The following is a 23,340-nucleotide window of genomic DNA, read 5'->3' on the forward strand; positions in this document are numbered from 1 at the left end:
CGGGGAGTTCTGGGGACTATTTTCCGCCAAAAACACGGCAAAAAGTCCCCAGAACTTGTGCCGAACCGGACTAATCCCCGATAAAGCCCCCATCGGCGGCACCCTGGGGCTGGTTGACCCCCCGCCAGCCGCCGTTCCACGGTGGTTCGGCCCATGTTGGCGGAGTGGTACATCCCCTGGCTGTACCACGCGTGCAAGTAGGAGCAGCCGGCCCCCGGAACCGCAGACCGGCGGCCAGGCCGCAGGCGAAATCGGCCCCCGAGGAGTGGCCGACCGTGGCCAACGCCCGGGCGGCCGCCTGGGCGCCCAGAGCGTCGCCCCGCGCCCCGGCGCAGAGCAGGTCGTGCGCCGGGGCCAGTGCCTGCCCGGCTGCCGCCCAGCCCAGGGCGGCCGACGCCAGGGCGGTGGTCTCCACGCTGGCCGCCAGCGGCCGCAGCCAGCTCGCGGCGGGTGCCCCGAACCGGGCCCGCAGGGCGAAGAACAGCCCGCACAGGGCGTCGTCGCCCGCCGGCGTCAGGCCCGGTCCGGCCCCGCCCAGCACACCGGCGGCGGCTTCCAGGTCGCCCTCGGCGAGGGCGCGCCCCGCCGCCCCCCAGCGCCCGGCGGGGACCAGGGTCCCCTCTGCTCCCCACTCGGCGGCCTGCGCCGCGATGTCGAGGGCCTGGGCGAGGGCTGCCGGGTCGGGCAGCGCCCCGTGCCAGCGGGGAATCCGTTCCGGATCCAGTGCGTCCAGGCAGCCCGCGGAGCCGGGCAGCTCATCCACCACCACCTGCAGGGGCCCGGGAGGCATTCCGGGGAGGACGAGCACCACCGGCTTGCCCGCGATCTGCAGGATCGCCGAGCGAGAGAAGCGCCACCACCCGGTGGGCGGGCCGGGCGAGGACAAGGTGGCAGCCGCCCCGGCCCCGGCCAGGAGGGCCTTCACCCGAGGGCCCCGGCCAGCCAGCGCACTGCCTCCTGGAAGCATTCCAGCGGGGCATGGGCGACACCCGCCCCCACCTGCCCCCGGCCCCCGCGGGCATCGAGGATCCCGGTGGTGATCTGCGGGGTGACCTCCTGGGCCACCACCCGGCGGATATCGATGCCCACGGGCGATCCGGCGAAGTCCAGGTACGGGATCCGGAAGCGCGTGCTCCGGGCGGCGGTGATCCGCTCCATCGCCCGGGTGGCGCCCACCGCGCCGGCCATCTTGCCGCCGAGGAAGGTTGCCACCGCCGGGGAGGCGGCGGCCGCGGCCCCCCCGAGCCCCAGCGTCTCCAGCACCGCGCTGTCGCCGATGTCCGGGGCGGCGTCGGCCTCGGCGTACCCCGGATGAAAGAGGGCGTCCTCCACCGGCGGCGCCGGGGCGACGAACCAGGCTTCCTGGCCCGCCAGGCGGATGCCGAAGGTGGTGCCGTTGCGCGCCATGGTCGCCACGATGCTGGAGCCCGCCACCTCGGCCGCCCAGTCGCTCGCCGCCTTCGCCGCCGCCATGGCGAAGTTCAGGAACAGCAGGTGGTTGCCCGCCAGGAACCGGGCCACGGCGTCCCGGCGGGGGTGGTCCGACGCCACAAGGGCCGGCAGCAGGTGGCGCAGGACCAGGTTGGTGGCCGCCTGGGTGCGCATGTGGGCGTCGTCGCCCATCTGCAGGCCCTGGGCGGCAACCGAGAAGATGTCGATCGGGCTGGACGCCTGCAGGGCAGCGGCGAGGACCGGTGCCACGGCGTCGCGCAGGAACACCAGGCGCTCCACCGCCTCGGGCGACTCGACCCCGAACCACGCGGTGGCGCCCGGGCCCTGGTTGATGCCGGAGAAGGCCCGGTTGCCTCGGGGCCCGTTCTCCACCACCAGCACCGGCGAGCTCGGCGCCAGGACCGTGGCCATCGGGAGTGCGGCAGCGTGGTGGTTGGCGGACTCCAGGCCGATCTCACCCCGGGCGATCATGTCCCCGGCGGCCTGGGGCGTGGAGGCCCATCCCTCGGCGATCGCCGCCGCCCGGGCGGAGCGCCGGAGCGGGTCGCAGAACGCTTCCCAGAGAAGCGGCGGGCCCGGGTGGAGCAGGGTGCGTCCCTCGATCCCCGGTACCACCTCACCCGCCCGGGCAATGCCGACCAGGACCGGGGCGGCGGCGTCGAGGCGCCGGGTCACTTCGGCGTTGGCCGCCTCGAGCGCCGCGGCGTGCCGGCCGTGGAGCACGGTCAGGGCGGCGACCAGGCCCGGGTCGCCCGCGGCGGGGATCCGCCAGTCGACGTCGACTGCCGCCATGCCCTGAGCCCGCACGGCGTCACCGAACAGCGGCAGCCCGACGTTGATCACGGCCACGGAATCCGGGAGCCGGGGCACGGGTGCGGCACTATTGTTCTCAGCCATGGCAGAGCGCTCCGTGACCACGCGGTGGGAGGGTGGCTACCGCATGACCACCGAGGTGCGGGGATTCAGCCTCACCGCCGATGAGCCGCCGCCCGCCGGTGAGGACACAGGACCAATGCCCACCGAGCTGTTCCTGACCGCCCTCGCCTCGTGCTTCGGCATGGCCGTGGCCGCCGCCGCCCACCGCCGGGGCCCCGACCTGCCCGACCTTGAGGTCACGGCCACGGGGACCTACGACGGGCCCCGGTTCTCGCACCTGCGCGTCGTCGTCCGGTCGTCGGTCGGGCCGGAGCAGCTCGAACCCCTGCTGGAGCGTGCGGTGCACGGGTGCTACATCTCGAACACCCTGCTGCGCCCCCCGACCATGGAGTTCGCCGTCGATCCTACGTAGCGCCGCACCGGCCGCTCGCCCGGTCATGCGGTCGCAACCGCCTCTGCCGCCCCCACCAGGGCCGCCTCGGCCGAACGGAACCCCTCCCGGCGCTCCTCAGCCGAGCGGCGCGTGTGTTCCGCGTCGGCCAGCACCTCGGCCACCATCTCCTCCACCGCGGCCGGGGCGGCGCCCCCGGGGGATGCCCGGGTCGACACGATCGACCGTGGGTCGAGTACCTCGGACAGATCCCGGGACCCGAGGCCCAGCGGCCGGCCGAGGCGCTCTACGGCTGCCTCGTCCAGCATGTCGGCGGTGAGGTCGACGCCGCGCAGGCCCCGGCGGGCGGCGGTGCGCACCGCGCCGCCCACCACGAGGTAAGCGGTGCGGTAGTCCACCCCGCACGCCTGCATGACGAACTCGGCGAGGTCGGTGGCTTGGGAGAAACCGGCCTCGAGGGCCTCCCACATGCGGTCCGGGTGCACCCGCAGCGTCCGGACGACGCCGGTCATCAGCCGGGTGACCTTGGCGGCCAGCTCGACGGCCCGGGGGATCTCCCCGTAGGCAAAGATGAGGTTGTCGGTCCGGGCCGAAGGGGTCTTGACCACGGCCAGGAAGCCGGAGAGGCGCCCGATCAGCACCCCGGCCGCGCCCCGGACGATCGACAGGGCGTAGGGGTTCCGCTTCTGGGGCATGAGGACGCTGGCGCGGGTGTAGGCCCCCGCCAGGTCGACGAAATCGAACTCCTGGCTGTCCCAGATCTCCAGGTCCTCGGCCAGCTTGCTCAGGGTGGACACCAGGCTCGCCGCCGTGGCGAGGATGTCGATCAGGCCGTCGATCTGCCACATGGCGTCACGGGTGTGGGCAATGAAGCCGTCGAAACCCAGGAGCTGGGCGGTGCGGAGCCGGTCGAGCCCCAGGCGGCTGCCGTTGACACACCCGGCCCCCCCGGGGCTCCGGTTCACCCAGTCGGCGGCCTCTAGCAGCCGGCCGGCATCCCGCAGGACCGGGTAGGCGAAGGCGAGGAGGTAGTGGCCGAAGGTGGAGGGCTGGGCCTGTTGCAGGTAGGTCTGATCCGCCATCACGGTGCCGGCGTGGGTCCGGGCAACCTGGGCGACCGCGGCACCGAACCCCGCCGCCTCGGCAGCCAGCTCGGTCACCGTGCCCCGCAGGTGCAGGCGCAACGCCACCCGGCCCGCCTCCCGGCGGGGGCGGCCGGCATGGAGCCACCCGGCGTCGTCGCCCAGGCGGTCGGCGAAGTAGGCCTCCCGGCTGTTGTACGGGTCCCCCAGGGCGGCGTCATAGGGGAAGGCCTCGGGGGGGATGTCCCGGTGCACCGCGAGGATGGCCTGGAGCACCCGGGCGGCCGCCGGTGCCGGGACGACGCCGGCCTCGCCGAGCACCAGGAGATGCGCCAGGTCGGCGAGGTTCAGCCCCCGGTGCAGGAGCGGGGCGTCGGCGATCTCCAGCGCGAACCCAGCCTCCACCAGTTCGGGCGCCGGGGCATCCGGGGAGGGCCCCGCCTCGGTTGCCTGCCCCACGGGCCGGGTCACGCCCAGCCCTCGGGTTCCGCCGCCCGCGCCGCCCGGGCCCGCCGCACGACGAGGTCCACCATCGCCGCCGACGCACCGGTGTCCGCGGTGCCCAGCCGGGCCTCGAGGTTCGCCCGCATGGCCTCGGGATGGACCACCAGGCCGGTCACGAGCTTCCGGCCGGCCTCGAGCGCGGCGCCGGCCAGCAGGCAGGCCTCGGGCACGGCCACCCACTCGGCTTTCCAGCCCCGCCCGTCGCGCTCGCCCTCCGCCACCAGTCCCTCCAGCACGACGGCGTGCTGCGCCCGCACCAGGCGGGCGAGGGTCACCAGGTGCTCGGCGACCTCGGGGTTCACCTTGTGGGGCATGGTGATGCTGCCCACGACCCCGGGGGGCACCGACTCGGCGAGCTCGCCGATCTCCGGGCGCGAGAGCTCGACCACCTCGTTGCCCACCCGGGCGAGCGTGCCGGTGATCATCGCCAGCAGGCCGGTCATCTCCGCCGGGCGGTCCCGGGACGCCAGCCAGGCGATCCCGGGGTCGGCAAGGCCGACGCGCTCGCAGAACCGCCGCCGCACCTCGAGCCCGTGCGGGCCGAAGGCGGCCAGCGTCCCCACCGCGCCACCGAGCTGGCCCACCGCCAGCCGGGGAAGGGCCTCCCGCAGCCGGTCGAGTTGGCGCCGGACCTCGTCCGCCCACGCTGCGGCTTTGAGGCCGAAGGTGATCGGGGCGCCCGGCTGGCCGTGGGTACGCCCGCACATCGGGGTGTCCCGGTGGACCTCGGCAAGAGCGAGCAGCCCGGCCTCGACCGCCCGCAGCTGGCGCCAGGCCACCGCCCCCACCCGCCGGAACGCGAGGGCCATCCAGGTGTCGGTGACGTCCTGGACGGTTGCCGCGTGGTAGATCCACTGCCCGCCGGCCTCGGGCAGGACTGCCCGCAGGCCGTGGATCAGCCCCAGGGTCGAATGGCCGGTGCGCCGAGTCTCGGCAGCCACGAACGCCAGGTCGAGGCGGCCGGCGTCCGCACCGGCCGCGATCACCTGCGCGGCCTGCTCGGGGATCACGCCGTACTCCGCCTGCGCCTGGGCCAGGGCAACCAGGATGTCCAGCCAGGCCTGCAGCCGCTGACGCTCGTCGAAGACCTCGCGCAGCTCCTCGGTCCCCCAGAGGTGGGCGTAGAGGACCGAGTCGGTCAGGCGGGCGCCCACGCCGGCTCCACGAGATCGGCTACCGCCCCCAGGCCCTGGCGCACCTGCTCGAGGGAGGCGCCCCACGGGACCGTCACGCAGCTGCCCACCCGTTCGACCTCCTCCAGCAGGCAGCACTTGGTCAGGGTGGGGGTCCCCTCGGGCACCCGCTCCCGGGCCAGCGCCCGGGGGCACAGGTCAATGCTGGGGGGGTCCTCGTCGCCGTAGAACCAGCGGTGGAGCTGCCGCGACCGGGCGCAGCCCACCAGGACCCAGTCCTGCCGGGCCGGCCGTTCATCGAGGTAGGCGACCTCCCCACCCGGCAGCGCCATCCCGGATCCCCGGCAGGGCACCAGGTAGCGCTTGGCGGGCCGTTCGGCGGCGAGCGCGACGAGGTCGACCACGTCGGGTTGCAGATCGATGGGCGGCAGGTCCTCCGCCACCTCGAGCACCCGGGCCGCCTGGTCCACCAGCTTGGCCGGGGTGGGCGGCGCGACCTCGACCACCCGCACGGCCAGCGGTGCCGGATCGAGCAGGAAGCTCACGTGCCGGTAGCGGCCGGTGACGATGACGCAGCGCTTCCCGGGTGCCCGCTGGCGGGCGACCCGGCCCATCTGCGTGGGCACACCCACGTCGATGTCGGGGGCGTCCACCAGGGCGCACTCCTCCGGCCCGGCGAGCACGTCGAGCTTCAGGATCGGCGAGAAGAGCGGGCCGCGATCGGCGGTCGTCACCGCCACCAGCGCGGCGCCGGTCCCCCGGCGGACCGCGATGAAGGCGGTGTGGCGGTAGGCCTCCCGGCCGAGGAACAGGCCCCGGAGGCTTGCCTCGGTGAGCTCGACATCGACGTCGGCCACCGACACCGCCCGGTAGCGCCCCGGGATGCGATTGCTCATTGCACCAAAGGATGAAGCATTTCTCCTACAGTAGATGCCGCTGGGCGGAGCCCGCAAGCTCGGGGGGTGGGCCTCTTATCGCCGTGCCCGGTGCCTAGGGCGTCTGGGGCGGCGGGGTGAGGCGCTCCAGCGCCGCCGCCGACTCCAGGTGCCCTCCGCGGACGGCCAGCTCCCGTGCCGAGCGGATCTGCTCCGCCGCATCCGGGTCCCCCCGCGCGACGGCCAGCTCGGCCTGCGCCCACCGGGCATAGAAGTGGCAGAAGGGCACTTCCGTGGCCAGCGCGCGGGCGATCATCTCTCCCGCCTCAGCACGGTCGCCGAGGGCGACCAGGGCGCGCGCCAGCAGCGCTGCGGCCCAACCCGCAAAGTGGGGCAGGTGGCGCTCGGCCGCCATCGCCTGGCAGCGGCGCAGCGGCCCGACCGCAGCCGCAGCGTCTCCCCCGGACAACTGGGCTCCGCCCAGTGCGAGCAACGCTCCCGCGGTCCATTCGGCGTGCCCCAGGCCCTCGGCGATCGCCAGCGCGGCGCTCGCCGCCGACTCCGCCTCGCCGGCCCGCCCCAGCGAGGCCATCACCAGCGATTCCTCCAAGCGGCAGTAGGCCTCGGCTTCCGGGTGAGCGAGCTCCCGGGCGATCTCCAGGGCCTCGGCGACGTCGGAGAGGCCCTCGTCGCCCCGGAGCATCCACGCCAGCGCCGCCCCCCGTCCCGCCAGCGGCCAGATCACCCGGGCCAGCTCGCCCGAGTCGGCGAAGAGCCGGGCGGCGCGCCCGAGTGCCTCGGCGCCATCGGCAATGCGGCCCGCCATGACGGCGCCCATCGCCCGGCCGTCCAGCACGTTGGCGACGCCCAGCGGTTCGCCGGCCTGCTCGTACAGGGCCAGCGCTTCGTCGAAGCGGCGGGTCGCCCGCTCCGGGGCGCCGGCGTTCATATCCACCACCGCCCCGACGTACAGGGCCTCAGCCCGTGCCCCCGGGTCGCCCGCCGCCTCGAGCACCGCCCGGTCAATGAGGTCGGCCGCCCGGGCCAGGTCGCTGGCCCCCGAGGTCAGCATCGCCAGGCGGGCCATCCGGCGGGCGCGGTCCGGCCCAGACCGGGTGGCGGCGATCGCCTCGGTGAGGTCGGAGCGGGCGCCGCCGAGGTCCCCGCGATGGGCCCTCGCCTCCGCCCGGATCCGGAGCAGCTCGGTCCGGTCCCGGGGGGCCGTCGCCAGCTCCAACCCGGTGCTGGCCAACGAGTCGGCCTCGTCGACGGCATGGCGGCCGAGGGCCGCCCGGCCCGCCGCCGCGTACGCCTCGACCGCGGGCGCCGCCTGCCCGGCGGCGCGCAGATGGGCCGCCCGCTCGGCCGGCTCGGCACCCTCCCGCCCCAGCGCCTCCGCCAGGGTGGCGTGCAGGCGAGCGGCCTCGCCCGGGCTGAGGCTCTGGCGGACGCCCTCGGCGATCAGGTCGTGGGCGGCGGCCCAGCCCCCGTCGCCGAAGCGGGCCAGGCCGGCCCCCGCCAACGTGTCGAGGTCGGCGAGCACGGTGGCCTGCGGCTGGCCGGTCGCCTGGGCCAGCAGGCCGGCGGGCGCCTCCCGGCCGAGCAAGGCCATCAGGACCAGGACACCCCGCCGCCGGGGAGCCTGGCCGCGAACCCGGGCCAGGATGCTGCGCCGCTGGCCGCCGATCACCACCGTGCGGGCCTGGTCGACGGCAGTCGCGGACCGCAGCGACCAGCGACCCTCCCGGTCGGCAACCACCAGGCCCTCCTCGGCGAGGCTGCGCAGGCCTTCCGCCAGGGTGAACGGCGTGGCGTCGGTCTCCCCGACGAGCAGCTGGGCCAGCATGGGGTCGCTCGCCAGCTCGCCGACCGCCTGGGCGGGGAGAGCCCCCAGGACGACCTGCCGGTGTGCCGGATGTCCAAGCAGGTCCCCCAGGGGACCATCGGCAGGGATCTCCTCCGGCCGGTAGGCCAGGATCCAGCGCACCTGGGGGACCCGCACGATCAGGGAATTCAGCAGCGCAGCGCTGGTGGGATCGGCCCATTGCAGATCATCGATGAGGACGACCGCGTCCGGCCCGCAGGCAGCGCCTAGCAGGCGCACGGCCCCCTCCTGGGCCAGGGCCCGCAGGGTTTCGGCCGAGACCGCGGCGCCCTCGCCCCCCTGCAGCTCGTCGAGCCCGGGCATCGCCTGCGCCAGCGCGGCCTGCATGCGCACGGGAAGGTCCCGGGCGGCGGTCACGTTCAGGGCCAGGGCCTCGGCCATGAGCCCCCGCGCCAGGCTCCACGCCTCGTCGGCCTCGGGGAGGAACGCGCGGACCACGAGGGCGGGCAGTGCCAGCCGGGCCTGCACCTCAGCGAGCAGCCGGGACTTGCCCGAGCCCGCCAGCCCGGCAACCTGCACCACCGCACCGGGCGACGCCAGCGCACCCAGGACCAGGGCGAGTTCCTCTGAACGCCCGACCCAGCGGAGCCGGCCGGGCGAGCCCGCCCCGGCGACGATCCTCGGCACCCTCGTCACCGTCGGCACCGGGAGGGCACCGCCGGCCCGGAGGAGCCGCAGCTCCAACTCGGCCACACCGGCGGACGGGTCGACCCCGAGCTCGTCGGCCAGCCGCTCCCGAAGGCTGCGCAGGGCGCCCAGCGCTCCGGCCTGGTCGCCCGAGGCCGCCAGCGCCTCCGCCAGCAGCAGGGTTGCCCGCTCCCGGATCGGTTCCCTGCCGACGGCCTGCTCGGCGAACACCACCGCCCGGCCCGGCTGCCCGCACGCCAGGCCGGCCTCGGCTGCGCCCTCGAGCGCGTCCAGGTGGGCACGCTGCAACTCCCGGCGGTAGCCCTGCGCCCAGTCGGCGTAGACATCCTCGGGCAGTGGCTCGCCACCCCAGCCATCCAGGGCAGCCTGGAACTCGCCCCGCGCGTGGGGCCAGGCGCCCGAGGCCGCCGCCTCCTGGCCCGCCCGCACGCGCGCCAGGAACGCCTCGGCATCGACCCGGCAGCCCGCCGCGTGCACGAAGCACAGGCCCCCTGACGTGGCGACGATCAGCCCCGGGTCCTGGAGCGCACGGCGCGCACGGCTGACCAAGACGTCGACGTTGGCCCCCGGGTCCACCGGCACGCGCCCGGGCCAGAGGGCCTCGACCACAGCGTCGCGGGGCACCGAGGATCCCCGCGACGCCAGCAGGAGTCGGATCAAGGTGCGGACCAGGCGCCCGGCGAAGGCTGCGGGCGGGACCTCATCCCCATCCACGCACACGGCGAACCGCCCCAGCAGGTGGATGTCGGTGTCCCGCGCGCTCATGGGCTCATTTGAAACCGGTGCGGAGCGCTGCGCAAGGCGGCCGCACGAAGTCGCTGGGAACCCGCAGGGAACCTGCAAGGAGGGCCCCCTAGCGTTGCCGTCGACGGGCTGACCAGCAGCCCGCAACGAGAGGAGGCAGCGATGAGCGGCACCGGAGCAGCGGTTCTCGAGCAGTACCTGGGGCGGATCGACGCCCACGACCTGGACGGGGTACGGGCGGCAGTCACGCCCGACGCAGAGACGCTCGCCCCGGGCGTCGAGCTGCGCGGCCCCGAGGCCATCGCCGGTTGGGTCAACGTCTTCATCCGGGCCTTCCCCGACCTGCGCCACGAGGTGCGCTCGGCAGTGGAGATCGACGGCACCTGCTGCGCCGAGATCCGGGCGACCGGGACGCACACCGGGCCGCTGGCTTCCCCACAGGGCGATATCCCGCCGACCGGGAAGTCGTTTGTCCTGAACTACGCCGAAGTGGCACGGGTCGAAGGCGGGCGCCTGGCAAGCGAGCACATCTACTTCGACCAGCTCGGCTTCATGCAGCAGCTCGGCCTGATGTAGCCCGACCACACCTTCGATACCACCACGCCATCACCTCGAGAGGAGTCAACGACCATGGAAACCGAGACCATCGACCTGGAGACGGTCGAAGCCGAGCCCATCGACGAAGCCAAGGCCGGGGCCTTCACCGGCCGCGTGCTGGGCGACACCGCCGCAGCCGCCACGGTTGTGCTCGCCGCCATCGGCGACAAGCTGGGCCTGTTCAAGGACCTTGCCCGCGGCGGCCCGGCCACCAGCGCCGAGCTGGCCCGCCGCACGCAGACCACCGAGCGCTACGCCCGGGAATGGCTTGCCGGCATGGCTGCCGCAGGATACGTCACCTACGACGCGACTGACGCGACCTATTCTCTGCCCCCCGAGCACGTCCCCACCCTGGCCTATGAGTCGGGGCCGGCCTTCTTCGGCGGCGTGCACCAGGAGCTGCTGGGCGCCATCGCCCAGTACAACCCGCTGGTCGAGGCCTTCCGCCACGGCGGGGGCGTGGATCTTGCCACCTACCCCGACGACCTGCACACCGGCATCGCGCGGTTCACCACGATGTGGCACGAGCACCTCCTCACGCAGGTGTGGCTGCCGGCAGTGCCGCAGGCGCAGGCGATGCTGGAGCGGGGCGTCGACGTCGCCGACATCGGCTGCGGCCAGGGCAAGGCGCTGATCAACCTGGTGCAGGCCTTCCCGCAGTCCCGCTACGTGGGCTATGACAACCTGGCGGTCAGCGTCGAGCAGGCCCGGGCACACGCGGAGGCCGCCGGCGTGGGCGACCGGGTGCGCTTCCTCGAGCTGGACGCCGCCCGGGGTCTGCCCGAGTCCTTCGACCTGATCACCGCGTGGGATGTGGTGCACGACGCCGTCGATCCTCTGGGGATGCTGCAGAGCGTCCGGGAGGCGCTGCGCCCGGGCGGCATCTTCCTGTGCCTGGACATCAACTGCGCCGACGACCCGGCGGCCAACACCGGCCCGGTGGCGACGCTGCTCTACGGCTTCAGCCTGCTGCTCTGCATGCCGGTCTCGTTGGCGCACGGGGGCGCTGGCCTGGGCACCCTGGGCCTCCCAGAGTCCAAGCTGCGGGAGCTGGCGACGAGCGCAGGCTTCTCCTCTGTCACCAAGGTGGCGATGGACAACCCGATCAACAACCTCTACGTGGTGCGGCGCTAGCGGGGCTTGCCATCAGGGCTTCAGACGAGGCGCACCAACGCCGCCCCGATTCCCAGCATGGCGCCGACATGGTGGCCGCCAGTCACTCCTGCGGTTCCGGGGGCAGCAGGGCGGCGATCATCGCGTCGGCCACGAAGGCACCGTACCGGGGGATGCTCATCCCCCGGCGGACCACCAGCAGGTCGTACAGCTCCGCCGAGCTGTAGGTCCACAGCACGTCGGCCGCCTCCGGGACACTGACGCCCGCCCGGAGGTGGCCGGCGGCGGCCAACCGCTGGGCGTTCTGGGTCATCCGCCGCAGGCGGGCCGCATCGATCTCCTCCACAAGCGCCCGCACGTCGGCGTCGCTCACCGCCGCCTCCCGGGCCAGGAGGGTGATCGGGGAGACCCGGGGAGAGATCTCCATGACGAAACGGCCCCACCCCCGGATGATCTTGCGGGGGTCTGGCTCACCGGCCTGGAGGGCGTCCGAGCGATGCTCGGCGGGCACCGGACCCCGACCCAGCAGTGCCGCGTCGACGATCGCCCGGACGAGCCCGGGCTTGCCCCCGAACCCCTTGTAGATGGTGTCCACCGAGACACCGGCGCCCTGAGCAATCGAGCCGATGGTGGTCCCGGCGTAGCCCTGGCGCAGGAACAGCTCCTCGGCGGCGGTGATCACCCGCTCCCGGCTTTGCCGAGCCAGTTCCCGGCGGCGGGTGGCGTCGTATCCCCGCTTGGGCTTGACGGGGGATGCCGGGGCCTCCATAATTAGTTCCAGTCTACTGGATCGAAGTTGGGAGAACAGGGGGGGACGCGCATGGAGGGTCTGGAATCCTGGGTCAGCCGGTTGGTGGACGCGACCAATGGCCACGACCTCGACGCCTTGGTGGCCTGTTTCGACGAGGGGTACGTGAACGAGTGCCCGGTCCATCCGGCCCGCAACTTCACAGGCCGGGAGCAGGTCCGGCGCAATTGGGAGCAGATCTTCAAGCATGTGCCCGATATCCACGCGACGGTCCTGCACGAAGCCTATGGACCCGGGACCGCCTGGACCGAGTGGGAGATGCGGGGGACGCGCGCGGACGGCGGCGAGCACCTGATGCGGGGTGTCGTGATCTTCCAGGTCGCCGGGGAGCAGGCGACCTCCTGCCGGTTCTACGTCGAACCGGTGGACGCCGGCACCATGACCGTCGGAGAGGCCGTGGCCGCCCTGGTGGTGGGGCAATGATCCTGGTGGCGGGGGGTACCGGACGGCTGGGCAGCATCCTCGTGCCGTCACTCACGGCAGGGGGGATCCCAGTGCGGGTGATGGCCCGGCGCGGCGAACGGGCGGATGCCATCCGGGCCGCGGGGGCCGAGTTCGTGGCCGGCGACGTGCGCGACGCCGCCGCGGTCCGGGCGGCGGCGTCCGGCGCCACGGTGGTGGTGTCGGCGGTCCACGGCATGAGCGGCGTGGGCCGGGGACGGTTCCGATCCATCGACGTCCGGGGCAATCGCAACCTGACCGAGGCGGCCCAGACCGCGGGCGCCTCGGTGGTACTGGTATCGGTGGTCGGTGCCTCAGCGGACAACCCGATGGCGCTGTTCCGCGCCAAGAGCGCCGCCGAGGAGCAGGTGCGGGCCAGCGCCTGCCCATGGACCATCGTGCGAGCCACCGCCTACGCGGAACTGTGGGCCGAGTTGGTGGGCAAGGGCCTGATCTTCGGCCGCGGCGACAACGCAATCAATTTCGTCTCGGTACTCGACGTCGCCGCCGTGGTGGAGCGGGCCGTTCTCGACCCCACCCTCCGAGGGCAGGTCCTGGACGTGGCGGGCCCGGAGAACCTCTCCTTTAACCAGTTCGCCGGCGTGCTCCGCGAGATGGGCCGGCTGGACCGTCCCGTGCGCCACGTTCCCCGGGGTCTGCTCCGGGCATTGGCGCATCTGGACCCCAGAGCTGCCTCCTCCCTGGTGATGGATGCCGCCGACCTGGCGGTGCACACCGTGTCGCGGCCCGACGGCGTAGCAGTGACCCCGCTGCGCGTGGCCCTGGCGCAGGCTGTCCGGGCGATGCCGGGCGGCTGACGCCTTCCACAAGGGCCCCACGGCAACCGAAGGCGCCGCCAGGTTGCGGCGTAGACTCGGCGGCGCCATGAGCCAAGGCCGGGAACCCCAGCACCTTGAGGCCCTGGTCGAATCGGCCATGGCGCTTGCCGGAGAGCATGAGCTCGACGTCCTCCTGGCACGCATCGCGACCCTGGCCCGCACCGTGGTGGGGGCGTCCTACGCCGCCATCGGCGTGGTGCGCCAAGGGGCGCTGGAGAAGTTCCTGCACTCGGGCATGGACCCCGAAACCGTCCACGCCATCGGCGACCTCCCCACCGGCCAGGGTGTCCTGGGGGTGCTCCTCACCGAGCCCACCCCGCTGCGCATGCCCGAGGTCTCGGCCCACAGCCAGTCGGCGGGGTTCCCGGCGCACCACCCGGTCATGCATTCGTTCCTCGGGGTGCCCATCGTGATCCGGGGCCGGGTCTACGGCCGGCTCTACCTGACCGACAAGCACGGCGCCGCCGAGTTCTCCGCCGATGACGAACGCCTGGCGGCCATGCTCGCCGCCCAAGCCGGGTCGGCGATCGAACGCTCGGAGCTCTTCGAGCAGCTGCGCGTGCGGGGCGAGGAGCTGTCCCAGCGCCTGGCGCAGCTGGCGTCGGTGGACCGGGTGGGCCGGCTGCTCGTCACCCAGGCCACCACCGACCAGATCCTGCGCTCCGCTGCCAGCGAGGCCTGCTCGCTCACCAACGGCACCCGGGCCACCGTGATGCTGGCGGACGCCGGCACCGAGGACCTGATCATCCGGCAGGCGGTCGGCGGGCCGGAGCCCGAAAGGCTGATCGGCGCCCGGATCCCGCCCGGCACATCGAAGTCCGGTGCCGTGATGTCCCGAGGCCAGCCCGAGCGGGTGGACAACCTGCCCTCCGATCCGGAGATGAACGAAGCCGTCCGGCGCTTCCTCGGCAACCCGCAGAACGGTGCCTTCGTCCCCCTCCAGATCCGCGACCGGGCGGTGGGGGCGCTGGCGGTGTACGGCCAAGCCGGGGGGGCGCCGTTCAGCGACGACGACCTCGTCGTGCTGCAGATGCTCGGCAACCAGGTGGCGGCGGCACTGGAGAACGAGCGCCTCACCGCCCTCCTGCGCGAGATGGCGGTCCTGGAGGAACGCGAGCGGATCTCGCGGGAGCTGCACGACGGCGTGATCCAGGCCATCTACTCCGTCGGGCTCTCCCTGCAGGGCTCGCTCAGCCTCATCGACCGGGACACCCCGCGCGCCCGCATCCGGATCGACGAGGCCATCGGGCGCCTCGATGACGTGGTGCGGGACGTGCGCAACTATATCTTCGAGCTCCGCCCGCACGTGGTGGTGGAGCAGGGCGGTCTGGCGGCCATCGAGCAGCTAGCCAAAGAGTGCGAGGTCAACACGCTGGCACAGGTCAGCACCGTTCTCGACCAGGAAGCGCTCGGCCGGCTGGGGGACGAGCAGGAGGCCAGTCTCATCCAGATCGTGCGGGAAATCCTCTCGAACGTGGCTCGGCATTCGCAGGCCACCGAGGTCCGCATCGCCCTGGAATCGGTGGGCGACGAGGTGCAGGTCGTGGTCGAGGACAACGGCTCCCGCTACGACCCCGCCACTGTCGTGCGGGGCCAGGGGCTCACCAACATCGAGTCCCGGGCGGCGGCGCTCGGCGCCCAGCTCGAGATCGCCTCCCGCCCGGAGGGTGGGATGCGCCATGTCCTCGCCATCCCGGTCACCCGCCCGGCGTGATCACGGCACGATCAACACCGGCATCGTCGCATGGTGGAGCAGGTAGCTGGAGACACTTCCCAGCATGAGGGCGGCAGGCATGCGCACGCCCCGCCGGCCCACGACCACGAGGTCCACGTCGAGTGACTCCGCCTCGGCCAGGACTTCGTCGGGCGGGTGCCCGAAGGACTTCGACGTCGTCGTCTCGATGCCGGCCTCCTCGAGGACCTGGCGCGCCCCGGCGGTCGCGCGGTCCACCATCGCGCGGATGGCCTCATGGCGCGCCGGGGCGTCGCTCAGGTCCCCCAGGTAGCTGGTGGGCTCCATGGTGGCGGACAGGACGGTGTGCACGTGGATGACGCCCTGGTCGGGTCCCAGGGGCCCCATGATGCGGGCCAGGAAGCGCGCGGCCCGGAGAGCGTGATCGGACCCGTCGGTGGCCAGCAGCACCGACATCCGCCCGGCGACGACGGGCATGCCGGGCAGCGTTCCTTCCATGAGCATGACTCCTCCTCCGTGGTCAGGTGTGGTTCAAATCAATCTGCGGATCAGGTCTGGGATGATGGGCAGCACGAGTCCGGTACCAGGAGGAGCGCCGTGGCCATCCGCATCATGCTCGTCGATGACCACGAGGTGGTCCGCGCCGGCCTCGCCGCCCTGATCGAGGCCGAGGACGATCTCGAGGTGGTGGGCGAGGCCTCCGATGGCCCGGAGGCCCTGCGGGTGGCGCCGATCTACCGGCCGGACGTCGTGGTGATGGACGTGCGCATGCCTGGCGGGGGCGGCGTCGAGGCATGCCGGGCGCTGCGGGATGCCTTCCCCAACCTGGCGGTGATCATGTTGACCTCCTACTCGGATGACGAGGCGCTGTTCAACTCGCTCATGGCCGGAGCCGCGGGCTTCGTCCTGAAACAGATCCGGGGCCGCGACCTGGTCACCGCGATCCGCACCGTGGCCGGCGGGCAGTCCCTGCTCGACCCGACCGTCACCGCCCGCGTGCTGGAGCGGCTCCGGCGGGCCAAGATCGATGACAAGGACCCCAAGCTCGCCCGGCTGTCGCCCCAGGAGGAACGGATCCTGGACCTGGTGGCCGAAGGCCGCACTAATCGGGAGATAGCCGAGGTCATCCACCTTTCCGACAAGACCGTTAAGAACTACGTCTCCAGCATCCTGCAGAAGCTGGAGGTGCAGCGCCGGTCCGAGGCAGCGTCCTATGTGGCTCGCACCAAGGCCGCAGGTCCCGGGGCGGGGCACGCGGACTGAGTGACGCTGCCGGTCGGCCGGCTGCCAAGGTTCCATAGGCACCAGCATCGGCCGGTGGAGGCGCTGCTGGAAGGGCCATTCGGCCCGTTGTGGCCGGGCCCTCTACGTTTCGGGGATGCGGCGGCCGGTCACGTCCTGGACCGGGATCTCGATCCACACCGGGGACATCGGTTCCGCCCAGGAGCGCAGCGGCCCCCGGCTGAGCCGGCTCACCTCGGCGGGGTCATCCACGTGGCAGATCGCCCCGTGGACGACGACACTCCAGCCGGCGTTGTAGAGCGGGCGGCTCTCGTCCACCTCCAACGCTACCTGCGTGCCATTGGCCAACCGGCCGAGCATCGAGCCGGCGGCGGTGCAAAACCGGACCACGTCCTCGTCCGGGTCGGCCACGTAGTTCACCGGGATGATTTGCGGCCGGCCGTCGGCGACGAATCCCACCCGGGCCACAAAGCCGTGCTCTCGCAGCAGCTTCAGGCAGTCCTGCCGGTCCAGCTCCTCCGTCATCCGGTGATGGTCGGCCATTGGTGACCCCCTTTCTGGTGGCATTCGAACAGGTTTCAGCGTCGGCCGCTGGCCCCTTCAGGCGTAGGGCCACCTGGCCCCGCTTCAGGGTGCCGGCGGCCCGGGCCGGTCGGTAGTTGGGTCGTAGGCCAGCACCCGGTTGCGGCCCGCCGCCTTGGCTGCGTACAGCGCGGCGTCGGCGCAGCCCACCAGGCCCTCGGCCGTGCCCGCGTGCTGCGGGAAGGTCGCCACGCCGCACGTGATGGTGGGGGCAGCCAGGAGGGTCCGGCCGTGCGGCACCCCGGCGCTGGCCAGCAGGCGGCGTAGCTCCTCGGCCCGCCCCACGGCATCGGCGAGCGCGCAGTCGGGCAGCACGATGGTGAACTCCTCCCCGCCGTACCGGCAGGCGACGCTGGAGACCCGGAAGAGGCGCTGCATCGCCTGGGAGACGTGACGCATCACCGCATCCCCCGCCTCGTGACCGTAGGCGTCGTTGAACTCCTTGAAGCGGTCGATGTCCAGCTGCAGCACCGACAGCGGGGTGTGGCGCCGGCCCGCCAGGCTGATCTCCCGGGTCAGGGTCTCCTCCATGTAGCGCCGGTTGAACAGGCCGGTCAGCGGGTCCCGGATCGAGAGGGTCCGGAGCTTGTCGCGCAGCTTGAGGTTGGCGGTGGCCATCGAGATCTGGCCGGCGACGCTCAGCGCGGGCTGGAGGATGGCCGCCGGAAGCGGCCCCTCCCCGGCCGCGGCGGGCGGGCCGCCGGCCCAGAGGAGGTGGTACACGCCGATGGCCTCGCCCTGGCCCAGCATGGGCACGCAGAGGCACCACGCAGCTCTCGATGTTGCCAGGTGGGGGCAGCGCGGTTCCACGACCCCGCTCAGGTGGGGCTTGCCCCGCCGCACCGCCCAGCAGTCGGTGGGGGCGAAGGCGGGCTGGCCGATGTCCGCCTCGCCCCAGGTCGCCATGGACTCGACGAGATCCCGGGAGGCGTTGGTGATCGAGATCGACCCACCGGAGCCCGGGAAAAGCCCGCCGGAGAGCCGGGCGGCTATGGGGTACGCCTCGGCCGACGACAGGCAGCCTTGCAGGAGCTCCGCCAGCTCGTTGAGGAGGTGGATCTCGGTGTTGGTGCGCTCCAGATCCGCCTGGTGGCGGGCGACATCGTCCGCCTGGATGCGCACGGAGGTGATGTCACGGGCCATCACGACGACCCCGTCGTGCAGCTTGGTGGCCCGCATCTCGAACGCCAGCCGGCGGCGCACCCCGTCGCCCCAGACATCCTCGTACCACAGGCAGGGCTCGACGTAGGGCTCGCCGGTGTCGACCACGCGCCGGTAGGTGGCGAAGATCCCGCTCGGCCCGTGGTCGGGGAGGACCTCGAGCAGGGTGCGCCCGGCCAGATCCTCGGGCCTGATCCCGAAGGTGACGCCCGCCGCCCGGTTGGCGTACTGCCACCGGAAGTCCACGATTTCCCCCGCCCCATCGCGCACCGCAGCGAAGATCGACAGGGTGTCGGGGAGGTCCTCCACCGAGGCCCGGAACCGCTCCTCGCTGGCCCGCAGGGCGAGGGCCGAGGCTTCCCGGTCGGAGACGTCCCGCCAGGTGGCCGCCACGCCGTCGTCCAGCTTCCAGACCTGGGAGTCGAAGACTCCCTCAACCCGATAATTGTCTCCCGGCACTCCGCCTGCGGCTCCGTTGTCTTCTGCGTACCGGTGCTGCGTGCTGGTTAGCGGCTCCCCGGTTTCCACCACATGCAGGTAGTCCCGGAACCGGCCGGAAGCGGGGAAGCCGGGAAGGCTCTGGCTGACCCGGGTGCCGATCAGGGACTCGGCGGTGCGTCCGAAGGTCCGGGCCGCCGGGGCGTTGAGATAGACGTATTCGAAGTCGACTACGCCATCCCCGTCCCGGACGCAGCGCAGGATGCAGAACGCATCCAGCATGCTGGCGAGGCTGGTCTTCCAGCGGCGCTCGCTGGCCTGCAACTCCGCCTCCATGCGCCGGCGCTGGGTCGCATCCCGGATCGCGGCCATGACCACCGTCCCTTCCGGGGTGGCGATCGGGCTGAGGCTGATGTCGACCGGGACCCGGGTGCCATCCGCGCGGAGCGCCGACAGCTCGGTGCCGGCCGCCATCGGCCGGGTGCGCGGCCGGGCGAAATACCCGCCGCGGTGGTTGACGTGCGCCCCGCGCAGATCAGGCGGCACCACCACTTCGAGCGGGCGGCCCACCAGATCCTGCGGCGTCCAGCCGAGCAGCGTCTCGCAGATGCGATTGGCCAGGACGATGACGCCCCGGGCGTCGACAACGATGATGGCGTCGGGCGCGGCGTCCACCAGTGCCTGGTAGAAGCCTGCGGCCATCGCCTGCCCGACAGCCTCCTCGCTGTGGGTGGCGGGGGTCACCACGGCACTCCTCCTTCCGCAGGAAGTTGCCTTCCCCACATCGGCACCGGGCCGGCGCCGCCCCAGGGCCGAATGGCCCGGGTTCCGGGTGCCGGTTCGGCTCCCCCGGCCAGATGGCCCGGGGAAGAGGGGCCGAACGGCCATGGTGGCGCCTGCGGTTGTAGGTCGATCATCGGGATGCGCCAACGGGAAGGAGCCCGGCCGTGGACAACCGTCAAGCGGGCAGGGATGTGCGGCTCAGCCCTGAAGAGACCGGCTACGGAGCACCGGAGACCATCCACGCCGCCCAGCGGACCTCCCTGCGGAGCGGCGGACCGGCGACCGAACCGATTGTCGTTCCCTGGCAATACGGCTCCGGTCGCCGGGCTGCGCAACCACCGCGGCGGATGCCGGCCGAGGACTTCGCCGTTGCCTGGCAACTCCCCGCAGCCCGCCCGGCGACCGGTTAGAACGGCCGCACGACGATACAAATCATGGCCCGACGCAGGTTCAAGTGGGTAGTCCCAGGTCCGGGCCACCCACTCGAAGCCACGACGTGGAGGAGACCGAGGGGGTCCTCCAGGGAGAAGCTGCTGAACCGGGCTATCCCAGCCAGGCCTCCAGGCGGGCCCGTTCGAACTCCTGCTTGGCCTGGAAGGCCGCCGCCGTCGCTTCGCTGACGTGCACCACGGGCTCCGGCTCGGCGAAGAAACGGCCCTCGACCAGGGCCACGGCTCTTCCGGGGAGCTCGAGGAAGCACGCCCCCTCACCGTCGTAGCTCGCCTCGTCGCCCGTTCCGGTCAGGTCACGCACGATGTTCCGGGCGGCGACCTCGCCCTCGCCGGCGGCGAAGACCCCCGCCTTGGGGACGGGGAACGTCGCCGTCGGGACCACCGTGCAGTCCCCCACCGCGTACACCCGCTCGAACGCGGTCCGCAGGCTGTGGCGGTGCGCCTCTACCCATCCCGACTTCCCGGCCAGTGGGCTCTCGGCGATGACGGGCGGCGGGGCGGCGGCGGGCACGCCCAGCAGGATGTCGTAGCCGAGCTCGGCGCCGTTGGCGTAGCGCACGACACGGGCCACCGGGTCCACGCCGGCCACGGCGTGGTGGGTGAGCAGCTCGATGCCGCGGCCCGCCAGCTGGGAGGCCACGTACTGGCTGGCGTCCGGCCCGGCGACCGGCATGGTGATCGGCTGCGGCGTGGAGACGGACACCCCCACCCGCTCCCGGACGCCCCGCTGGCGGAGCAGGTCGTCCACGATGAGCGTCGCCTCGAACGGGGCGGGTGGGCACTTGAGCGGCACCCCGAGGACGGCGACCAGGACCGACCCGCCGCCGATCCCGGCCAGGGCCTGGCGGATGGTGGGGAGCTGGCCGGCGTCGTAGAGATTGAATGCCCCTGGCCCGCCGACCAGATCCTGGTGGGCCGGGGACATCGCCGCCCCCAGGGCGACCAGGAGGGCATCCCCCTCCAGCGTGCCGGTCGAGGTCCCGACCCGGCGGGCGGAGGGATCGATGCCGGTGATCTCGGCCTGCACGAATGTGACGCCGCGATCCGCCAGGCGATGGAGGGACACGGTCCCACCCGGGAGGGGCCGCACCCCCGCCAGGTCCCAGAGCTTGGCGAAGCCCATGAAGAAGTGGTCCCGGCGGTCGACGAGGACGACCTCGAGGTCGGAGTCAAGCCGCCGGATCTCGGCCGCGGCAGCCAGGCCGCCGAACCCGCCGCCGAGAATCAGAACCTTGGCCATGACGTCGCTCCGCTCGTGAGCATCGCAGGTGCTGGTAGGGATCGTATCGGACCCACCCCTTCGGCAGTCAGGTCCCACTGATGCGGGCAGGGGTGATCTCAGGGTGCAGCCAGGGCCATTCCCGATAGCCGGGGGGACGCCGGAGGGCGACGATCAGCCCATGATCGAAGTCCGGATGCTGACCAAGCGCCACGGGGTTCGATGTTCGGTCGATCACCTGACCTTCGATGCCCTGCCCGGCCGGGTCACCGGGCTCCTGGGGCCGCCCAGGGCAGGCAAGTCCACCGTCCTGAGGATCGTGATGGGCCTGGTCGAGCCCGACTCGGGAGTGGCCCTCGTCAACGGGCGGCCCTTTCATGCCCTGCGGGAGTCGGCGTCTGAGATCGGGGCTCTCCTCTTCCCCCGGGCCTTCCATCCGGCGGCCACCGTCGCCACGCACCTCGGGGCGCAGGCGCGGGCAGGCGGCATCCCCGAGGGCCGGGTCGCCGCCGCCCTCGATCAGGCCGGGCTCGGTGCATTGGCTGACCGGCGGGCCGCGTCGCTGTCCCCGGCACAGGCCCACCGGCTGGGGATCGCCACCGCCCTACTGGGCGTTCCGGAGACCCTGATCCTCGATGCGCCACCGGCCGGGGTAGACGCTGCGACGCGCATCTGGGCCCGGGGCCTCCTGCGGTCGGTCGCACGCGACGGGCGCACCGTTGTGGTTGCTGGGCGGGACATCGACGAGATGTGCCGGGTGGCCGACCAGGTGGTGGTGATGGCCGAGGGCAGCAGGATGGCCGAACTCTCGATGGCTGCCCTGCGGGCGTTGTCCCCCGGCTCGCTCCGGGTGCGGACCCGGGAACCGTCCCGGCTGGTCACCGTGCTGGAGGCGGCCGGGATGACAGCCGACATCCAGCCCGACCGCAGCGTCGTCGTTACCGGTGCCGGGGCCGCCGACGTGGAGGGCCGAGCCGCCGATGCCGGCATCCGGTTGGAGAACTTGGCCCTGGCGGGCTAGACAGCCGCGCGCGTGCCCGTTCATCGGGCACTGAACGGCCCGCACCCCGGGTTGAACGCCCCTGCTGCACGGGGCTCGCACGAGAACCCGACCTAAAAAGGGGGCCACACATGCAAGCAACGGAGTACGACGCCATCGTGGTCGGGGCCCGGTGCGCGGGCTCGCCCGTGGCGATGCAGCTCAGCCGGGTGGGCTGGCGGGTCCTCCTGGTGGACCGGGCGACCTTCCCCAGCGACACGCTCTCGACGCACGCCATCCACCCCCAGGGGGTGGCCGCCCTGCAGCGCTGGGGCCTGCTCGACCGGCTGGTGGCCACCGGTTGCCCGCCGATCGACACCTATCGCTTCCAGTTCGGACCGTTCGCCATCGCCGGCCACCCCCGCCCCGTGGAGGGGGTAGGCGTGGCCTACGCCCCCCGCCGCACCATCCTCGACGCCCTGCTGGTCGAAGCCGCGCGCGAAGCCGGGGCCGAGCTCTGGGAGGGCACCGTGGTGGAGAACGTCCTGTGGGAGGGAGGCTCCGTCGCCGGCATCCGTGCCCGCCGGGGGGACGCACCCGCGGTCACAGTGCGGGCGCCGGTGGTCATCGGGGCCGACGGGCGCAACTCGTTGGTCGCCGCCTCGGTCCACGCGCCCTCCTACCGGGAGTGCCCGGCCCAGCTGGTGGCCTACTACGCCTACTGGTCGGGGCTTCCCATGGAGGGCCGGTTCGAGACCTACCCGCAGCCGATGCACCGCCGGGGGTGGGGTGTCGCCCAGACCCATGACGACCTCACGATGGTCGTCGTCGGCTGGCCGGTCGCCGAGATGGCGGCCAACCGGGGCGACCTGGAGGCCAGCTACCAAGGCGCATTCCGCCTCGTCCCGGCTTTCGCCGAGCGTATCGCCGCCGCCGTCCGGGAGACGCCGATCCGCGGCGGGGTCACGCCGAACTTCTTCCGCCGCCCATTCGGCCGCGGGTGGGCGCTGGTGGGCGACGCCGGGTACACCAAGGACCCGATCACGGCGCAGGGCATCAGCGACGCCTTCCTGGATGGTGAGCGCTGCGTCCAGGCTCTGGATGAATGGCGCACGGGCGGCCGGCCCTTCGCCGACGCGCTCGGCGCCTACCAGGCCGACCGGGACCGGCGGGCGATGCCGATGTACGAGTTCACGATCAAGCTTGCATCGATGGAGATGCCGGGCCCGGACCTGATGGCGGTGGTGCAGGCGGCGGCCGGGAGCCCGGAAGGCAGCGACCTGTTCGCCAGCGCTTCGGCGGGCACCGCACCCCTGAGCGAGCTCTTCGCGTTTGCTCAACGCGGCGGCCGGGCACTGGCAGCGGCCCCCGCAGCAGTAGGACACTGAGACCCACACTGAGGG

The 23,340-nt window shown here is 73.0% G+C and carries 20 protein-coding genes; 9 read left to right on the forward strand and 11 right to left on the reverse strand.

Annotation, left to right across the window (positions count from 1 at the left end; translation table 11 throughout):
• Positions 1-70: 70 nt before the first annotated feature.
• Both VFW71_04410 and VFW71_04415 read right to left on the reverse strand, forming a co-directional pair.
• Complete coding sequence (locus tag VFW71_04410; protein ID HEU5002003.1) at positions 71-925, reverse strand: DUF2877 domain-containing protein; 855 nt, start codon at positions 923-925, stop codon at positions 71-73.
• Positions 922-2,349: a DUF1116 domain-containing protein gene (locus VFW71_04415; GenBank protein ID HEU5002004.1), complete on the reverse strand. Its 1,428-nt coding sequence runs from the start codon at positions 2,347-2,349 to the stop codon at positions 922-924. The genes VFW71_04410 and VFW71_04415 overlap by 4 nt, the downstream gene beginning before the upstream one ends.
• On the opposite strand from VFW71_04415, the gene VFW71_04420 reads away from it, so the two are divergent.
• Positions 2,348-2,740 (forward strand): OsmC family protein, encoded by a 393-nt coding sequence (locus VFW71_04420; protein ID HEU5002005.1) that lies wholly within the window; start codon positions 2,348-2,350, stop codon positions 2,738-2,740. The two genes, VFW71_04415 and VFW71_04420, sit on opposite strands and share 2 nt — an antisense overlap.
• A gap of 23 nt (positions 2,741-2,763) precedes the next feature.
• Here the strand turns inward: VFW71_04420 and argH are convergent, their stop codons facing one another.
• From argH to VFW71_04440, 4 genes are all read right to left on the reverse strand, one after another.
• Entirely contained in the window at positions 2,764-4,272 is a 1,509-nt protein-coding gene (argH, locus tag VFW71_04425) for an argininosuccinate lyase (GenBank protein ID HEU5002006.1), read from the reverse strand.
• Positions 4,269-5,459, reverse strand: coding sequence for an adenylosuccinate lyase family protein (locus VFW71_04430; GenBank protein HEU5002007.1), 1,191 nt, complete (start codon positions 5,457-5,459; stop codon positions 4,269-4,271). Before VFW71_04430 ends, argH begins: the two co-directional genes overlap by 4 nt.
• A complete protein-coding gene (locus VFW71_04435; protein ID HEU5002008.1) occupies positions 5,444-6,334 on the reverse strand; it encodes a hypothetical protein in 891 nt (296 codons plus the stop codon). Before VFW71_04435 ends, VFW71_04430 begins: the two co-directional genes overlap by 16 nt.
• A gap of 94 nt (positions 6,335-6,428) precedes the next feature.
• On the reverse strand, positions 6,429-9,611 hold the full coding sequence (locus VFW71_04440; GenBank protein HEU5002009.1) for a BTAD domain-containing putative transcriptional regulator: 3,183 nt from the start codon (positions 9,609-9,611) through the stop codon (positions 6,429-6,431).
• 141 nt (positions 9,612-9,752) lie between these two features.
• On the opposite strand from VFW71_04440, the gene VFW71_04445 reads away from it, so the two are divergent.
• On the forward strand, positions 9,753-10,166 hold the full coding sequence (locus tag VFW71_04445) for an ester cyclase (protein HEU5002010.1): 414 nt from the start codon (positions 9,753-9,755) through the stop codon (positions 10,164-10,166).
• A gap of 54 nt (positions 10,167-10,220) precedes the next feature.
• Positions 10,221-11,321 carry a class I SAM-dependent methyltransferase gene (locus VFW71_04450; protein ID HEU5002011.1) on the forward strand — a complete coding sequence of 367 codons (1,101 nt, stop codon included), beginning with the start codon at positions 10,221-10,223 and terminating at the stop codon, positions 11,319-11,321.
• An 82-nt stretch (positions 11,322-11,403) separates the two neighbouring features.
• Here the strand turns inward: VFW71_04450 and VFW71_04455 are convergent, their stop codons facing one another.
• The gene (locus VFW71_04455; GenBank protein ID HEU5002012.1) at positions 11,404-12,069 is read right to left on the reverse strand and encodes a TetR/AcrR family transcriptional regulator; all 666 of its coding nucleotides are present in this window, start codon (positions 12,067-12,069) and stop codon (positions 11,404-11,406) included.
• A 51-nt stretch (positions 12,070-12,120) separates the two neighbouring features.
• Here VFW71_04455 and VFW71_04460 point away from each other — a divergent pair, with 51 nt between their 5' ends.
• The 3 genes from VFW71_04460 to VFW71_04470 all read left to right on the forward strand — a co-directional run bounded on the left by VFW71_04460 (position 12,121) and on the right by VFW71_04470 (position 15,102).
• The gene (locus VFW71_04460; protein HEU5002013.1) at positions 12,121-12,531 is read left to right on the forward strand and encodes a nuclear transport factor 2 family protein; all 411 of its coding nucleotides are present in this window, start codon (positions 12,121-12,123) and stop codon (positions 12,529-12,531) included.
• Positions 12,528-13,367, forward strand: a complete 840-nt coding sequence (locus VFW71_04465) for an NAD(P)H-binding protein (protein HEU5002014.1) — start codon at positions 12,528-12,530, stop codon at positions 13,365-13,367. Before VFW71_04460 ends, VFW71_04465 begins: the two co-directional genes overlap by 4 nt.
• Before the next feature lie 67 nt (positions 13,368-13,434).
• Positions 13,435-15,102: a GAF domain-containing sensor histidine kinase gene (locus VFW71_04470; GenBank protein ID HEU5002015.1), complete on the forward strand. Its 1,668-nt coding sequence runs from the start codon at positions 13,435-13,437 to the stop codon at positions 15,100-15,102.
• Here VFW71_04470 and VFW71_04475 read toward each other — a convergent pair whose 3' ends face one another.
• On the reverse strand, positions 15,103-15,585 hold the full coding sequence (locus tag VFW71_04475; GenBank protein HEU5002016.1) for a universal stress protein: 483 nt from the start codon (positions 15,583-15,585) through the stop codon (positions 15,103-15,105).
• Between the two features lie 108 nt (positions 15,586-15,693).
• On the opposite strand from VFW71_04475, the gene VFW71_04480 reads away from it, so the two are divergent.
• On the forward strand, positions 15,694-16,344 hold the full coding sequence (locus tag VFW71_04480; protein ID HEU5002017.1) for a response regulator transcription factor: 651 nt from the start codon (positions 15,694-15,696) through the stop codon (positions 16,342-16,344).
• A 102-nt stretch (positions 16,345-16,446) separates the two neighbouring features.
• Here the strand turns inward: VFW71_04480 and VFW71_04485 are convergent, their stop codons facing one another.
• The 3 genes from VFW71_04485 to VFW71_04495 form a co-directional block, all read right to left on the reverse strand.
• Positions 16,447-16,848, reverse strand: a complete 402-nt coding sequence (locus VFW71_04485; GenBank protein ID HEU5002018.1) for a pyridoxamine 5'-phosphate oxidase family protein — start codon at positions 16,846-16,848, stop codon at positions 16,447-16,449.
• A 102-nt stretch (positions 16,849-16,950) separates the two neighbouring features.
• On the reverse strand, positions 16,951-19,251 hold the full coding sequence (locus VFW71_04490) for a diguanylate cyclase (GenBank protein HEU5002019.1): 2,301 nt from the start codon (positions 19,249-19,251) through the stop codon (positions 16,951-16,953).
• A 579-nt stretch (positions 19,252-19,830) separates the two neighbouring features.
• The gene (locus tag VFW71_04495) at positions 19,831-20,979 is read right to left on the reverse strand and encodes an FAD-dependent oxidoreductase (protein ID HEU5002020.1); all 1,149 of its coding nucleotides are present in this window, start codon (positions 20,977-20,979) and stop codon (positions 19,831-19,833) included.
• Positions 20,980-21,139: 160 nt separating this feature from the next.
• On the opposite strand from VFW71_04495, the gene VFW71_04500 reads away from it, so the two are divergent.
• Positions 21,140-21,979 (forward strand): ATP-binding cassette domain-containing protein, encoded by an 840-nt coding sequence (locus VFW71_04500; protein ID HEU5002021.1) that lies wholly within the window; start codon positions 21,140-21,142, stop codon positions 21,977-21,979.
• Between the two features lie 110 nt (positions 21,980-22,089).
• Positions 22,090-23,325: an NAD(P)/FAD-dependent oxidoreductase gene (locus VFW71_04505; GenBank protein HEU5002022.1), complete on the forward strand. Its 1,236-nt coding sequence runs from the start codon at positions 22,090-22,092 to the stop codon at positions 23,323-23,325.
• The last annotated feature ends 15 nt before the right edge of the window (positions 23,326-23,340 follow it).

It is taken from the genome of Actinomycetota bacterium (assembly GCA_035765775.1).
In the GTDB taxonomy this organism is placed as follows: Bacteria; Actinomycetota; CADDZG01; order JAHWKV01; family JAOPZY01; genus DASTWV01.